This window comes from Collimonas sp. GW821-FHT02H07, assembly GCF_059421505.1.
Genome location: NZ_JBWKVC010000001.1, coordinates 252,875 through 266,130 on the forward strand (window position 1 = coordinate 252,875; position 13,256 = coordinate 266,130).

17 protein-coding genes are annotated in these 13,256 nt (G+C 61.5%); 6 read left to right on the plus strand and 11 right to left on the minus strand.

The window, feature by feature from the left end; genetic code table 11:
* Positions 1-167: 167 nt before the first annotated feature.
* The 7 genes from cspE to msrA all read right to left on the minus strand — a co-directional run bounded on the left by cspE (position 168) and on the right by msrA (position 6,715).
* Positions 168-371, minus strand: coding sequence for a transcription antiterminator/RNA stability regulator CspE (gene cspE, locus AC07V8_RS01010; protein ID WP_098492995.1), 204 nt, complete (start codon positions 369-371; stop codon positions 168-170).
* 225 nt (positions 372-596) lie between these two features.
* On the minus strand, positions 597-1,973 hold the full coding sequence (gene otsA, locus AC07V8_RS01015) for an alpha,alpha-trehalose-phosphate synthase (UDP-forming) (RefSeq protein WP_494677056.1): 1,377 nt from the start codon (positions 1,971-1,973) through the stop codon (positions 597-599).
* Between the two features lie 57 nt (positions 1,974-2,030).
* On the minus strand, positions 2,031-3,875 hold the full coding sequence (locus AC07V8_RS01020) for a glycoside hydrolase family 15 protein (protein ID WP_494677055.1): 1,845 nt from the start codon (positions 3,873-3,875) through the stop codon (positions 2,031-2,033).
* 20 nt (positions 3,876-3,895) lie between these two features.
* Positions 3,896-4,621, minus strand: coding sequence for a trehalose-phosphatase (gene otsB / locus AC07V8_RS01025; RefSeq protein ID WP_494677054.1), 726 nt, complete (start codon positions 4,619-4,621; stop codon positions 3,896-3,898).
* Positions 4,622-4,733: 112 nt separating this feature from the next.
* Positions 4,734-5,051: a hypothetical protein gene (locus AC07V8_RS01030; protein ID WP_494677053.1), complete on the minus strand. Its 318-nt coding sequence runs from the start codon at positions 5,049-5,051 to the stop codon at positions 4,734-4,736.
* A gap of 124 nt (positions 5,052-5,175) precedes the next feature.
* Positions 5,176-5,793 carry a CDP-diacylglycerol--serine O-phosphatidyltransferase gene (pssA, locus tag AC07V8_RS01035; RefSeq protein ID WP_494677052.1) on the minus strand — a complete coding sequence of 206 codons (618 nt, stop codon included), beginning with the start codon at positions 5,791-5,793 and terminating at the stop codon, positions 5,176-5,178.
* 166 nt (positions 5,794-5,959) lie between these two features.
* Positions 5,960-6,715, minus strand: a complete 756-nt coding sequence (msrA, locus tag AC07V8_RS01040; RefSeq protein WP_494677051.1) for a peptide-methionine (S)-S-oxide reductase MsrA — start codon at positions 6,713-6,715, stop codon at positions 5,960-5,962.
* A 178-nt stretch (positions 6,716-6,893) separates the two neighbouring features.
* Here msrA and AC07V8_RS01045 point away from each other — a divergent pair, with 178 nt between their 5' ends.
* Positions 6,894-7,421 (plus strand): GNAT family N-acetyltransferase, encoded by a 528-nt coding sequence (locus AC07V8_RS01045; RefSeq protein WP_494677050.1) that lies wholly within the window; start codon positions 6,894-6,896, stop codon positions 7,419-7,421.
* Here AC07V8_RS01045 and AC07V8_RS01050 read toward each other — a convergent pair.
* On the minus strand, positions 7,418-8,014 hold the full coding sequence (locus AC07V8_RS01050; protein WP_494677049.1) for an NUDIX domain-containing protein: 597 nt from the start codon (positions 8,012-8,014) through the stop codon (positions 7,418-7,420). The genes AC07V8_RS01045 and AC07V8_RS01050 overlap by 4 nt on opposite strands.
* Before the next feature lie 119 nt (positions 8,015-8,133).
* Here AC07V8_RS01050 and AC07V8_RS01055 point away from each other — a divergent pair, with 119 nt between their 5' ends.
* Together AC07V8_RS01055 and AC07V8_RS01060 are read left to right on the plus strand one after the other, a co-directional pair.
* Positions 8,134-8,889: a DeoR/GlpR family DNA-binding transcription regulator gene (locus tag AC07V8_RS01055; protein WP_494677048.1), complete on the plus strand. Its 756-nt coding sequence runs from the start codon at positions 8,134-8,136 to the stop codon at positions 8,887-8,889.
* Positions 8,890-9,045: 156 nt separating this feature from the next.
* Positions 9,046-9,594 (plus strand): GNAT family N-acetyltransferase, encoded by a 549-nt coding sequence (locus AC07V8_RS01060; RefSeq protein ID WP_494677047.1) that lies wholly within the window; start codon positions 9,046-9,048, stop codon positions 9,592-9,594.
* Here AC07V8_RS01060 and soxR read toward each other — a convergent pair.
* Positions 9,581-10,066 (minus strand): redox-sensitive transcriptional activator SoxR, encoded by a 486-nt coding sequence (gene soxR / locus AC07V8_RS01065; protein ID WP_494677046.1) that lies wholly within the window; start codon positions 10,064-10,066, stop codon positions 9,581-9,583. The genes AC07V8_RS01060 and soxR overlap by 14 nt on opposite strands.
* An 82-nt stretch (positions 10,067-10,148) precedes the next feature.
* Between soxR and AC07V8_RS01070 the strand changes: the two genes are divergently transcribed.
* Both AC07V8_RS01070 and AC07V8_RS01075 read left to right on the plus strand, forming a co-directional pair.
* Positions 10,149-10,838, plus strand: a complete 690-nt coding sequence (locus tag AC07V8_RS01070) for a questin oxidase family protein (protein WP_494677045.1) — start codon at positions 10,149-10,151, stop codon at positions 10,836-10,838.
* Between the two features lie 77 nt (positions 10,839-10,915).
* The gene (locus tag AC07V8_RS01075) at positions 10,916-11,374 is read left to right on the plus strand and encodes a GNAT family N-acetyltransferase (RefSeq protein ID WP_494677044.1); all 459 of its coding nucleotides are present in this window, start codon (positions 10,916-10,918) and stop codon (positions 11,372-11,374) included.
* Between the two features lie 57 nt (positions 11,375-11,431).
* Here the strand turns inward: AC07V8_RS01075 and AC07V8_RS01080 are convergent, their stop codons facing one another.
* Both AC07V8_RS01080 and AC07V8_RS01085 read right to left on the minus strand, forming a co-directional pair.
* Positions 11,432-11,722 carry a hypothetical protein gene (locus tag AC07V8_RS01080; RefSeq protein ID WP_494677043.1) on the minus strand — a complete coding sequence of 97 codons (291 nt, stop codon included), beginning with the start codon at positions 11,720-11,722 and terminating at the stop codon, positions 11,432-11,434.
* An 88-nt stretch (positions 11,723-11,810) separates the two neighbouring features.
* Positions 11,811-12,194 carry a YXWGXW repeat-containing protein gene (locus tag AC07V8_RS01085; RefSeq protein ID WP_494677042.1) on the minus strand — a complete coding sequence of 128 codons (384 nt, stop codon included), beginning with the start codon at positions 12,192-12,194 and terminating at the stop codon, positions 11,811-11,813.
* A gap of 118 nt (positions 12,195-12,312) precedes the next feature.
* On the opposite strand from AC07V8_RS01085, the gene AC07V8_RS01090 reads away from it, so the two are divergent.
* Positions 12,313-13,089 carry a VOC family protein gene (locus AC07V8_RS01090; RefSeq protein ID WP_494677041.1) on the plus strand — a complete coding sequence of 259 codons (777 nt, stop codon included), beginning with the start codon at positions 12,313-12,315 and terminating at the stop codon, positions 13,087-13,089.
* Positions 13,090-13,256: the final 167 nt, after the last annotated feature.

Sequence of the window (13,256 nt, forward strand, 5' to 3'; positions counted from 1 at the left end):
AGCACAGTGCGGCTCCCATTTTTTGATTCTTAGATCGCTTGCGGCAATGCCCTCCGGACGGGACAGGCAATCGCGACAGACTCAAGGTCCTGGCGAGTCTTTGAATAAGCTGGTTTTCCTGCCTGACGGACGAAGAATTTCCAGTTTTCTCCGTTCGCTATTTCACGTCAAGGAGCTTTGATATTGGATGCTTGCTTGCCCTTAGGACCCTGGGTGACGTCAAATTGCACTTTTTGACCTTCTTTGAGTGTCTTGAAGCCATCCATAGTAATTGCGGAAAAGTGCGCAAACAAATCTTCGCCGCCATCGTCCGGGGTAATGAAGCCGAAACCCTTGGAATCATTGAACCACTTAACAGTACCTGTTGCCATGATAATCTCTCAATTAATTACACATCGTATTAGTGCTAAAGCGCTTGGCTTTTCACTAACTAATTTACACACGATCAAACTTTGAAGTGTGGCCACGCACTCAGACTAATGGTGCCAAGAGGTCGCTTCTGTACGCTAACCAACTTAAGACGGTTCGTCAATAGTGAATATGCATGGGCAGTGTTGTTTTCGTGCCAATCCTCTATTTTGTCATCTTGTTCACTGTCAGCGGACCGCCGCTAGCGTCTGCAGAAACTGCCTGCACCACCAATGCACATCGTATTGGCGAACATTCGCCAGCAGCGCCGCGTGGCGCGCCTGGCGCTCGGACAGCGGCATTTGCAGGGCGCGCTGGATCGCTTGCGCAGTGCCTGGGATGTCATAGGGATTGACCAGCAGCGCTTGCTTCAGCTGTTCGGCGGCGCCGGCGAAACGGGACAGCACCAGCACGCCCGGATCGGCTTCATCTTGCGCCGCGATAAATTCCTTGGCGACCAGGTTCATGCCGTCGCGCAGCGGCGTCACCAGGGCGACGTCGCAAGCCCGGTACAGGCCGGGCAGCCGTTTGCGCGCCACCGTGCGATGGATGTAGCGGATCGGCATCCAGTCGAAATCGCCGTAGTTGCCGTTGATGGCGCCGCACAGGCTTTCCAGTTCGTGCTGGATGTCGGCATAGGCGTCGACGTCTTCGCGGCTGGGAGAAGCTACCTGCAGCAGGGTGGCGCTGTGCTGGTTCTCCGGGTATTCGCGCAGCAGTTCGTTGAAGGCGCGTATGCGCTGCGGCAAGCCTTTCGAATAATCCAGGCGGTCGACGCCGACCAGCAAGCGCCGCCGTGAATATTCAGTGCGCGTGCTCTCGTAGGTGTCGATTGCTTCGCGCGCGCGTCCCAGCCGCTGGAATTCGTCTACGTCTATGCCGATCGGGAAGGCGCCGGCCTGCACGGTGCTGTTGAAGGCGCGGAATTGGCCGGCGCCTATGGTTTCGGCGGTGGCTTCGGCTTTCACGTAGTGCGAGAAATTGAGCAGGTCGGCTTCGCTCTGGAAGCCCACCAGGTCGTAAGCGAAGAGGGCGCGCATCAGCCATTCGTGCGAGGGAATCGCCGCCAGTATCTGCTGCGGCGGCAGCGGGATGTGGAGGAAGAAGCCGATGCGGTTGTCGCAGCCCATGGCGCGCAATTCGGCAGCCAGCGGAATCAGGTGGTAATCGTGGATCCAGATCATGTCGTCCGGCTTGAGCAGCGGCATCAGCTTGCGCGCGAACAGATGGTTGACGCGCCGATAGCCGCTCAGGTAGCCGGACTCCAGGTTGGCCAGGTCGAGCCGGTAATGGAATACCGGCCACAGCACGCCGTTGGCATAGCCACGGTAATAGGCGTCGTGGTCTTCCTGGCACAAATCGATTTCGGCCAGCGTCACCGGCCCGGCCTGATGCAGGCGCAGCTCGCCTTCGCCGGGAGTGCCGTCCTTGATGACCTCGCCGCTCCAGCCGAACCACAGGCCGCCGGTGTTTTTCAGGGTTTCGCCGAGCGCCACCGCCAGACCTCCCGCCGCCGGTTTGCGCGGATCGGCAAGTCGGTTGGATACCACTACCAGGCGTGACATGGGCGCGTCCTTTCTTGGTTTTAAGTGCATGGGATGGAGGGGGACTGCGGTCAGGATTCAGATGGCGCTCTCCCAGGCGGCCGACAAGCGCATCGCACAGTTGATGATGCCGACCATGGAATAGGTCTGCGGGAAGTTGCCCCACATCTCTCCGGTGACCGGATGAGTGTCTTCCGACAGCAGGCCGACATGGTTGCGGGCCGCCAGCATGGCTTCGAAAATCTCGCGCGCCTGTTGTTTGCGGCCGATGCGCGCCAGCGCGTCGATGCGCCAGAAGGTGCAGATATTGAAAGCGGTTTCCGGCCGGCCGAAATCGTCGGGCGCTTCGTAGCGCCGCATGTAGGGACCGTCGCACAGGTATTTTTCGAGCGTGTCGACGGTAGCGATAAAACGCTCGTCGGTCGGCGCCACCAGGCCGACTTCCACCATCAGCAAGACGCTGGCGTCGAGATCGCGGCCGCCGAAACTTTCGGCATAGGCTTGCCGTTCTTCATTCCATGATTCGCTCAGGATGCGCTGTCCGATGACTGCTGCGCGTTCATGCCAGTAGCCGGCGCGTTCGCTCAGTTCCAGCTTGCCGGCGATCTTGGCCAGGCGGTCGCAGGCGGCCCAGCTCATCAGCGCCGACGAAGTATGGATGCGCGAACGGGTGCGCAGCTCCCACATGCCGGCGTCCGGCTGGTCATACAGCGCGAACGCGCGCTCGCCCACCGCTTCCAGATGACGGAACTGCTCGACGCCGGAACGATGCAGCAGGCGCTCGTCGTGAAACGATTGCGCCGCGCCGAGGATGATATTGCCGTAGACATCGTGCTGGAAATGCTCGTAAGCCTGGTTGCCGACCCGGACCGGCGCATGATGGCGGTAGCCGGGCAAGTGGTCGAGCGTCAGTTCCGGCAAGGCTTCTTCCAGGCCGATGCCGTACAAAGGCTGCACGTGGCCGCCGGCGCTGCGCACCACGACATTGCCGAGCCAGCGCAGATAGTCTTCCATGGTACCCAGTTCCGACAGGCTGTTGAGCGCGCGCACCACGAAAAAGGCGTCGCGCAGCCAGCAATAGCGATAGTCCCAGTTGCGCGCGCTGCCGGGCGCTTCCGGCACGCTGGTGGTCATGGCGGCGATGATCGCGCCGGTATCTTCATACAGCGACAGCTTGAGCGTGATGGCGGCGCGGATCACCGCCGCCTGCCATTCCAGCGGCGTCGCCAGGGCCCGGCTCCAGCCGCGCCAATAGGCAAGCGTTTCCTGCTCCAGATGACGCGCGGTATCGCCGATGCCTTCGCTCATGGTCTCGTCCGGCCCCAGGATGAAATTCAAGGGGCGGCTGACGACGAACGAAGTCTCGGCCAGCAGATAGCTGAGCGGAGCGTCGGTATTCAGGCGCAAGGTTTGCGCTGCGCCGATATAGCGGATGTGGTTGCTGCCGCGGCTGATCGCCGGCGCCTCGCGGCCCCAGTCGAAACGCGGACGCAGCATGATGCGCAGGCGTGGCGCGCCGCTCAGCGGCTGGATGCGGCGGACGATCGTCAGCGGCCGGAAGAAGCGCCCGCGGCTGGGAAAGCGCGGCGCGAAATCGGTGATCTCCACACCCTGGCCCAAGGTGTCGTACAAGCGTGTATGCAGTACCGCGGTATTGGTTTCATACCACTGCTCGCTGTGCGAAAAATTCTCTAGCTGGAAACTCCACAGGCTGCCGTTGTCGGTGGGGTCGAGCAGGGCGTTGAACACCGGATCGCCATCGAAGCGAGGCAGGCAGCACCAGACAATGCGTCCCAGTTTGTCGATCAGGGCGTTGAAGGAACAATTGCCGATCACGCCAAGATCGAGCGATGAGGCGGAGGGAATTGCGGCATCGGCGACAACCGAGGCAGCGGCCGACGTTTCCGTGGGGAGCGTGGTCATGGTTTCTTCCTTGACGTTGGTTATTGCAGAACCCGGGCCAGCATGGCGCGCACCGCAGCGGCGCTGGCGATGCGGGCGTGCGCCAGGCTGTCGCCGGGGCCGACCTTGATGCCGAGGCCGCCGCCTGACTGCACCCAGGCGAAGCCGGCCTCATCGGTGCTGTCGTCGCCTATGAAAACCGGGCGCCGGCCGATGAACGGCGGCTCCTGCATGAAGGCCGCAATCGCGCTGCCTTTGTCGGCGTCCGCGGCCTTGGCTTCCACCACCATTTTGCCGCGCAGCAGAGCAAATCCGGTTTCGTGCCGCAGCGCTGCCGTCATCGCCTGCACGCAGGCCTGTTCAAGTTCCGGCGCGCGGCGGTAGTGCAACGCCAGGGCGCCGCGCTTGACTTCCAGCAGCAAGCCGCCGTGCTGCGCCACCAGCGGATTGAGGTGCGCCAGCAAGCGTTCGATCGAAGGCGCCGGCAGCTGCGTCATGCGGCCATCGGCGCTGCGCCGCTCGATGCCGTGGACACCGGCCGCGGGTAAACGCAAGGGGGCAAGGAAGTGATCGATCTGTTCCAGCGGACGGCCGCTGACGATGGCGAGGGCGCCGTGGGCCGCCCGTTGCAGCCGTTGCAAGCTTGTTATCAGGCTTGGGGGCACCAATACGCTCTCCGGGCGGGGAGCAAGATCGACCAGGGTATTGTCGAAGTCTAGAAACAGCGCATCGACGCTAAAGTCGTAAGCATGGTTTGATAGGGGCATGCTATGTATGGCGGATTCAGCAAGGATTAGTTCCCGTGACAAATATGACGCATGTCAGTTTGATATCAACGCGAAGGCTGGCTTGCGGCAGGGTGGGCCGCGCGCCAGCGCTTCAGAAGCCCTGCGCTTTCATTGCCTCGAATTCCATGGCGGCGTTGCGCTCTTCGCTGGCTTCAATCGGCTCCATCGCGTCATCGACAAAGGTGGCGGCGCGTTCGGCTGCGTTCTTTGCCGAATCCAGGTTGAGGGCTGATTCTTCCTCGTCTTCGCCGGGCGGTTCCAGCATGTCCCTCAGCATGGCGCTCAGTTCCGGCGTATCCCACGGCTCGCCGTGGCGCTTCTTGACGTTGATGTAATGGCGGATTTCCGCATCTTGCTCTGGCGTCAACGGCAGCCCGCGAAAACTGCTCTTCGGATCAATCTCGGTCATGATGCCTCTCCCGATCTGCACTGCTTGAGCTTTGAGTGTAGACCTATTGTGGCCGCTAGTGGCGGCTCGGGAGATTTTTAGGCGGGTTTTTTTCGCAATTTTTATCCGTTGCCCGGCTGGCGCCCTACAGTTTGGGGATGCGGATGCGGCTCACCATCAAGGCGCCCGACACCGCAAACATCAGCGCCATGGGATGAAACTGGAAGCCGCCGACATACACCACGCCCAGCCACAGCTGTGCGCCGAGAGCGTCATTCCAGGCGGCAGCGGCCAGCACCAGCACCAGCAGCATGGAAGTGGGGATCGGCGTGCCTTCGAAATATTTCACCTTGCCGCCGCCGTCGGACAGCTTTTCCGAGGTGACGTTATAGCGCGCCAGGCGCGATACCCCGCAGGCGACGAAAAATACCAGGATGATGCGGTCCACCAGTCCCTGCATGCCGCAGCCGTAGGCGATGATCGCCGGCGCCACGCCAAATGAAATCACGTCGGCCAGCGAATCCAGCTCGCGCCCCATGGCAGAGCTTTGTGCGCGCCAGCGGGCGATGCGGCCATCGAGAATGTCGAACACCAGCGCCGCCGGAATCAGGGCGCAGGCGATGAGCAGATGCAGCACTTCGCGCGTCTGCAGATAGGTCATGACGGAAAACAGGGAGCCGACGCCGCAAAATGCGTTGCTGAGGGTGAACCAGTCGGCGAGATGGAACTCGCGAATCATTGAGAACGGCTTTGGTTTGGTCATTGCTTTAATCCGGGAGCTTATAGTGATAAGAGGGGAGGAAAAATCTCAGCCCTGAATTTATCACATAGAGTGTGCACGCCGGTAACTGTCGCTCTCTGTCATCGGACAGCGCGGATGACAGAGAGTGCGTTAAAAGCCGGGAACCGTCCGCAGGCGCCGCCGGGCGTCAGCGGCTGTCGGCCTTGGCCAGCACCGGCTGGGCCCGGTACATGTCGGGGAACAGGCGCTTGAGATCGTCGATCTTGGGTAAATCGTTGACGACAATGTAGGGATAGCTCGGATTGCGCGTCAGGAAGTTCTGGTGGTAAGACTCGGCAGGATAGAAGCCGCGCAGCGCTTCCACCTTGGTGGCGAGCGCGTTGCTGAACACTTTGGCGCGGTCTATCTGCGCCACATAAGCCTGTGCAACCTTGCGCTGCATGTCGTTGGCCGGGAACACCGCGGAGCGGTATTGGGTGCCGGTATCCGGTCCCTGGCGGTTCAGCTCGGTGGGATCGTGCGCCACCGAGAAAAATATCTGCAGCAGCTTGCCGTAGGTGACCTGGGTCGGGTCATAGGTGATCTGCACCGATTCCGCATGGCCGGTATCGCCTTCGCTGACCCGGTTGTACTGGGCGGTGTCGCGGCTGCCGCCGGCGTAGCCTGAGACTACATTGCTGACGCCGCGCACGTGCTGGAATACGCCCTGCACACCCCAGAAGCAGCCGCCGGCAAACACCGCGGTCTCCGCGTGTTCAGTCGCGACGACCGCTTCGTCGCTGACAGGGGCGGGAACCATCTTTGCGGATTCTGACGAAAAGGCGAGATTCTGGCTAAACAGCAATGCCGCGCCGAGCGCGCAGGCAGCCAGCACGCCGCCGGTCCAGGGCAAGCGGGCGCTCGCTGGTTTTGTCTTTGTTGGCAACTTGTCCATGATGGTCATCCTCTTGGTTGTGATAAGTAAGGCAGCGCTGGTACTTAGTCGGCAGCGGGGAGATTTCCTTACGGACGATTTGTTCCGTTTCCGCACATCGCTTGAGCCGATGTTGCTTTGCCAATTCGCTCGTGGCAACATGCCGTGGCCGCTTTGCGGCTGCTTAAATTTACCTACGAGAGAGTGTATGACGGTTTCATTAAGGTTGCCGGCAGCTGCGGATTACGCCGTCATCGCCGGGTGGATTGCCGATGCGGCGGCCTGTGCCCGCTGGGCCGGTCCGCAGCTGGCCTATCCCTTCGACCCATTACTGCTGCCGCAGCTGCTGCAGGTGCAGCCTGGCGCCAGCTATGTGCTGTGTCAGGGAGATACCGACATCCTCGGTTTTGGCCAGTACCGGCTGCGCCGGCCTGGCGTTGCGCACCTGTGCCGCATCGCCATTGCGCCGCAAGCGCGCGGCAGAGGGCTGGGCAAGATCTTGTGCGGCTTGCTGCTGGAAGACGCGGTTCGTGCCTATGGCGTCAGCGCTGCGACCTTGCGCGTATATCGCGACAATCCGGCGGCGCGCGCGATTTACGCCGGGCTCGGGTTTGTCGAGGTTGAAGTGGAATCGACTCCCGAGGTGCTATGGATGCAGGCGCAGATCAGCCGCGCTGGCCTAGCGGCGCCGCCGCTGGCCGCGGACGCAGCAAAGCCTTTTTCTCACCAGGATTAATTCACGCTTGCTGCGGCCGGCAGTAAATGCAGCTGCGCGTACTGCAGCAGCATGATGGTTTTGCCGTCGGCGATTTCACCGCTGGCCACCATCTGCATGGCGCGTTCCAGCGTCAGTTCCAGTACCTGGATATCCTCGCCTTCGTCTTGCAGACCGCCGCCGTCGCTGATGCGCGCATCCGGCGCATATTCAGCGACGAAGAAATACAGTTTTTCGGTCACCGATCCCGGGCTCATGAAAGCTTCGAACACCTTGCGCACCTCGCTGACGCTGTAGCCGGTTTCTTCTTCGACCTCCGCCCGGATGCGCTGCTCCGGGCTGGCGTGGTCGAGCAAGCCGGCGGCGGTCTCGATCAGGAAGCCGTCATGGCCGTTGCCGAAAGTGGGAAAACGGAACTGGCGGATCAGGATGACGCTGCGGTGCTCGCGGTTGTAGAGCAGGATGGTGGCGCCGTTGCCGCGGTCGTAGGTTTCGCGCGTCAGGGTTTGCCAGCTGCCGTCGCCGCGGCGATAGTCGAAGGTGGTTTTTTTCAGCAGATACCAGTCGTCCGACAATACTTCAACCTTGCGGATCTTGACTCTGTCGTCGTGCATGCAGTGCTCCTGATGGTGTTTGGATGGGCTTACGTCGTGGACTTACGTCGTGGACTTGCGTCAATGAAATTTATCATGCAATATCGTGAAATATCAAGAAAAAACGTGCAAATAAAATTATGCTAACCCTGCAACGCAAACAGCATCTGCTGGAAATCCTGGAGCGCGACGGCCAGATCGTCGCTAAAACATTGAGCGAACAACTGGGCCTGTCGGAGGACACCATCCGGCGCGACCTGCGCCAGCTGGCGCAAGAAGGCTTGCTGCAACGCGTGCACGGCGGCGCCTTGCCGGCATCGCCCGCGCTGGCCGGTTTCGCCGAGCGCCAGCAGATTTCGGCCGACGCCAAGCCAGCCATCGGCCGCGCCGCCGCAGCCATGATCCAGCCCGGCCAGATCGTGTTCGTCGACGGCGGCACGACTGCGCTGCAACTGGTGCGGCAGCTGGCCCCGACTCTGCGGGCGACGGTGGTGACGCATAGTCCGTCCATCGCCATCGAACTGGTGTCGCATCCGCATATCGAAGTGATCATGATAGGCGGCCGCCTGTTCAAGCATTCGATCGTGGGGGTTGGGGCGGCCGCGCTGGAAGCGATAGCCCGGATTCGCGCCGACCTGTATTTCATGGGAGTGTGCAGCTTGCATCCCGAGGCCGGCATCAGCACTGGCGATGTTGAAGAAGCCGGTGTCAAGCGCGCCCTCAGCGATGCGGCGGCCAGGACGGTGGTGCTGGCCTCGCCCGAGAAACTGGATACGGCCTCGCCATTCCAGATCGCGCCGCTGAGCCAGGTCAGCGACATTGTGGTCAATGCCGGGGTGGAGGAAGCCTTGATTGCGCCTTATCGCAAGATGGGGATAGCGATCACGCTGGCTTAGCCGGTTCCGTGCCGGCAGGATTTCTTGAGAGGCTCCACCCGACCCGCATTTTGGCATTGAAAATTCATGCCGAGTTTGGTTGCCGCCAGAAGCGTGAAGCTTTAGCTTTACGCTATGATCGTGCATAGCCATTTCGATCAATCCTGATGCCTGCCCATGCAATACACCAATCCGCCAGAACTGCCGCACGAACTTGTTTGCCTGCGCCCGCTGAGCAGGGCAGACCTGCCCGCGTGGCATGCCTACCTGACCATGCCGCATGTGCTGGAACATACCAGCTGGCAGCTGCGCTCCATCGATGACTTGCAGCAGAAATTCGATGGACTGGAGTCTGCGGATCCAGCTTCAGAGCTACGTTTCGCTATCGTCCTGTGCAGTTCCGGCGAGCTGGTCGGCAGCATCGGTTTCCACAGCCTGTCGCTGCCGAGTAAGACCGCTGAGATCGCTTATGACCTGGCGCCAAGCGTCTGGGGCATGGGGATTGCGCCGTCTGCCTGCGCGGCCATGACGGGCTGGGCCTTCGAGCGCCTTGGCGTGGTGCGGGTCCAGGCCACTGCGCTGGACTCCAATACGCGCACGTTGCGGGTCCTGGAAAAATGCGGTTTCCAGCGCGAGGGTTTGCTGCGCAATTTCAGGATGGTGCGCGGCGAACCCAGGAATTTCTGGATCTACGCGCAGCTGGCGCCCGGCCTCAAGCCGGCTTGACCACGCCGGACTCGGCCAGGCCTGCCTCGGAACGGTCGCCCAGCAGGTAGCGCGGGCCGCTGCCGCGCCGTTGCGCCGTATCCTCAGGATTGTAGAGCGCGCACTTCTTGAGCGACAGGCAGCCGCAGCCTATGCACGAGGTGAGCTGGTCGCGCAGCGCTGTCAGTGTGTCGATGCGCTGCTGCAGCAGCGGTTGCCACGAGCGCGACAGGCGTTCCCAGTCCTGCTTGGTTGGGGTGCGTTGCAGGGGCAGGGTAGACAAGGCCAGCTTGATCTCGTCCAGGCTTAGCCCTACCGTTTGCGCGACGCGGATGAAGGCGACCCGGCGCAGCACGTCGCGCGCGAATTGCCGTTGCCTGCCTGCTTCGCGCTTGCTGCCGATCAGGCCCTGCTCTTCATAGAAGCGCAGCGCGCTGGCGGCGACGCCGGAGCGCTTGGCCAGCTCGCCGATGGTGATCAATTGATCGCTCATGATGTCCCTCGAAATTCATGTTGACTTCAAGTTTACTTGAACTTTGATAATCGGGTCGTCATATCGATTTCGAGGCGATGCAATGAGCGAACTGATCCAAGACCTTACACTCCAGCAGCTGCTCGACGCCAACGGCCGTTTTGCGCTGAACGGCAAAGGCACCACCAATCATTGCCCGATGGCGCTATGCGCGCTTGCCGCCATGGGAACGCCGCCGGCGCGCCTGCATGAATTCTTCGCGCAGTGGGAGCGCCGTTTTGCGCTGCCGGAGGCGTCGCCCGGCTTGCGCATCGCGCGTGAATCGTGGCCGGCATATATCAGCCAGGCTGACGCGTTTGCCGCCTTGCGCCTGTGTTTCCAGGAGTGGATGATGGAAGACGGGCCGGATGCGGTGATCGGGCAGGTTTTCAGCCGGCTGCCGTTTGCGCCGGCCAGCGGCGCATTTCATGCGGTAATCCGGCTTGCCTATGGATTGGAAGCGATGCACGACGGTGAAATCGCCGCCGGCCTGGCCGCGCTGGTCAGCGGCAATCTGCCGATCGAGATCGCCGTCGACGAGCATCGCGTGGCAGCCTCCGTCGGCGCCGGCCTTGCCAGCCTGTCGGCAGCCTTGCACGGCGCCGATCCCTGGCCGCAGCTGTTCAGGCTGGCGCTGTCATCCAATGACGACCATGACATCAAGACCGTGTACACCTGCTACTGTGAAAACCTGCGGGCACCGTCGCTCCTGTATTCGGCTGCCGCGGCACGAAGGGTGCGGCATCTGGGTTGATTTGCGGCGGCGGATTCGTGGTAAATTCAACCTGAATTCTTTAACCGGCTGCCGTGCCCAGCTTTGGATCCGCCGCAATGATCGACGCCATACAATCAGTTGAATCCCATGACCTTGAGCAGTTGCGCCAGTTCACGGAGCGCATCATCGTCGCCGAGAAAGTCGCCGACGATCCCGTCCTGCAAACGGAGCTGATCCGTAACGTTCATCAGAATCTCGACTGGTGGCTGGAAAACCGTGAGCATTGCTGCCATCTCAAATATACCCGCGACGGCCGGATAGTCGCCGTGGTGCTGGTCAAGAATTTCTGGAATCTGTGCAGCTTGTTCGTCACGCCGGAGCTGCAACGCCAGGGCATAGGCCGCGCATTGACGCTGGCGGCGATCCAGCAATGCCGCGCTTTGAGCGAGCGGCCGGCGATCCGCCTCAACTCGGCTCCCAATGCGGTGGCTTTCTATGCAGCCCTGGGATTCCAGCCGGCGGAAAGCAGCAGAACGCTGCCGCCCGGATTCCGCGCCATGGCGTTGCGATTGTGAGCGGCCTCTGGCGCTGGCATCACGATCAATCACGGCCCGACGAAGCAGCTTAGAACATCAGCATTTCGCAAAGAACATCTTGGTCTTTGCATCCTTGCGTTCCTTGTCTATCCATTCCTTGGTCTGCACCGGGCTTTGCTGCAAGCCGGTGTGGCCTTTGCGCGCCACCCGTTCGTCGTCCATGCGGTCGAGTTCCTGCACGCGCTCTTGCAAGCGCCGGCATTCTTCGCTGGCGCCGGGTTTGGCATTGTCCAGCGAGGCGCGCGCGCCGTTATCCTGGGCGTGAGCGGTGGAAAGGCCGGCTGAAGCCAGCAGCATGGCGATGGCGAGGGATTGTTTGATTGTCATGTCAGTCCTTGAGTTCTGTATAAATTGCATATATTGAAATTGACGGGCAGCCGGCTTGGTGCTTCAGCCTTGCCGGTTGCCGGAAAAATCAGCGATGGCGGTGATCGTTGCTGCGCCGATGATCGCGCCGCTGGTCATGGCGTCCGCCATGATGACCGCCGCCATGCTGCCAGCCGCCGCGATGCAGTTCCCAGCCGTTGCGGCCGTGCTGCCATTGCGGCTGGTCGTAGCGATAGCCGTTGCGCGCCCTTTCCCAGTGTCCGCCAGCCCAGACATGGCGCCGGCCATCCCAGTTCCAATAGCCCGGCGCCCACAGGTAGCCGACGCGCGGCGGCGGCACGCGCTCGTAGCGCGGTGGCGGTGGCGGCGTACCGATGATGATGTTGACGCCGATTTGCGCCATTGCCTGGGCAGGCAGCAGAGCGGCCGCGCCGACTGCGGCCAGCGCGAGTACGCAGAGCATACGTTTCATAGTCATTTTCTCGTGTTGTTCGTTCGGGGGTAACTATACCTGTGATTGTTTAAGCGCCAAGTAATGATGCATTTAATTACATCCAGATTTGTTGCTATGGCACGTCTGTCGGTACCAGGTGGACCTTGCCATCAGCACCGGACTGGCGTCGGGCGCGAAAGGCTTGGCGCGCCTGGTCTATCTGGGTAACATGGTCGGCGCCGCTGCGCTTACACGAAAGACAACCATGCCGCATACCTGCATTGACCATCTTGTGATCACCGCGCCTTCATTGGCGGAAGGGGCCGCATACGTGCAGCAGGCGCTCGGCGTCGCGCTTGCGGCCGGCGGCGAACATCCGCGCATGGGCACCCATAATGCTCTGCTGCGGCTGGGCGAAGGGCTGTTCCTGGAAGTGATTGCGGTGAACCCGGAGGCGCCGCCGCCGGAGCGGCCGCGCTGGTTCCAGCTTGACCGGATCACGCCCGATACCCGGCCGCGCCTGGCGACCTGGGTCGCGCGCACCAGCGACATTGCTGCTGCAGTCGCCGCATCTCCCGTCGCGCTGGGGCCGATTGTACCGATGACGCGCGGCCAGCTGCATTGGCTGATCACGATTCCTGACGACGGCAGCCTGCCGATGCAAGGCATCGCCCCGACCCTGATCGAATGGCAAGCCCAGCCGCATCCGGCCAGCAGGCTGCCTGACCTGGGTTGTTCCTTGCTTGGCCTGGAGGCCGACATGGCGCCCGCCGATGCGGAGCAGCTCAGCAACTTGCTGGCGCTGAACGCTTTCCAGGGAGTGTTTTCCGTGAACCTTATCGGCCCGGGCATGGCGCCCAGCCTGACGGCGTATATCCAGACGCCGGCCGGGGTGCGCCGGCTAGGCCCTCCCGCAAGTGTCATTCCTGTGTAATTTTCCCCGTGTATATTTCCTGTTTTGTTGCAATGATAATAATTGATTCATGCGGCAAAGCCTTGCTTCAGATGTCAGTCTGAGGGTATTCCTGGCCTGTCAGGATTTTGTCAGCTTCCATTCAGGCTTTTGACAGGATAGCTCTGTAGTCTGTAGCAGTCCCAGTT

Bases quoted from the DNA above. Each gene is read 5' to 3' on its own strand.
- AC07V8_RS01050 (WP_494677049.1), bottom strand. From the start codon at position 8,014: ATGCACGACGACAGAGTCAAGATCCGCAAGGTTGAAGTATTGTCGGAC.
- AC07V8_RS01085 (WP_494677042.1), bottom strand. From the start codon at position 12,194: ATGAAACGTATGCTCTGCGTACTCGCGCTGGCCGCAGTCGGCGCGGCC.
- msrA (WP_494677051.1), bottom strand. From the start codon at position 6,715: ATGACCATCATGGACAAGTTGCCAACAAAGACAAAACCAGCGAGCGCC.
- AC07V8_RS01070 (WP_494677045.1), top strand. From the start codon at position 10,149: ATGAGCGAACTGATCCAAGACCTTACACTCCAGCAGCTGCTCGACGCC.
- AC07V8_RS01060 (WP_494677047.1), top strand. From the start codon at position 9,046: ATGCAATACACCAATCCGCCAGAACTGCCGCACGAACTTGTTTGCCTG.
- otsA (WP_494677056.1), bottom strand. From the start codon at position 1,973: ATGTCACGCCTGGTAGTGGTATCCAACCGACTTGCCGATCCGCGCAAA.
- AC07V8_RS01020 (WP_494677055.1), bottom strand. From the start codon at position 3,875: ATGACCACGCTCCCCACGGAAACGTCGGCCGCTGCCTCGGTTGTCGCC.
- AC07V8_RS01075 (WP_494677044.1), top strand. From the start codon at position 10,916: ATGATCGACGCCATACAATCAGTTGAATCCCATGACCTTGAGCAGTTG.
- AC07V8_RS01045 (WP_494677050.1), top strand. From the start codon at position 6,894: ATGACGGTTTCATTAAGGTTGCCGGCAGCTGCGGATTACGCCGTCATC.
- otsB (WP_494677054.1), bottom strand. From the start codon at position 4,621: ATGCCCCTATCAAACCATGCTTACGACTTTAGCGTCGATGCGCTGTTT.
- soxR (WP_494677046.1), bottom strand. From the start codon at position 10,066: ATGAGCGATCAATTGATCACCATCGGCGAGCTGGCCAAGCGCTCCGGC.
- AC07V8_RS01055 (WP_494677048.1), top strand. From the start codon at position 8,134: ATGCTAACCCTGCAACGCAAACAGCATCTGCTGGAAATCCTGGAGCGC.
- pssA (WP_494677052.1), bottom strand. From the start codon at position 5,793: ATGACCAAACCAAAGCCGTTCTCAATGATTCGCGAGTTCCATCTCGCC.
- AC07V8_RS01030 (WP_494677053.1), bottom strand. From the start codon at position 5,051: ATGACCGAGATTGATCCGAAGAGCAGTTTTCGCGGGCTGCCGTTGACG.
- cspE (WP_098492995.1), bottom strand. From the start codon at position 371: ATGGCAACAGGTACTGTTAAGTGGTTCAATGATTCCAAGGGTTTCGGC.
- AC07V8_RS01080 (WP_494677043.1), bottom strand. From the start codon at position 11,722: ATGACAATCAAACAATCCCTCGCCATCGCCATGCTGCTGGCTTCAGCC.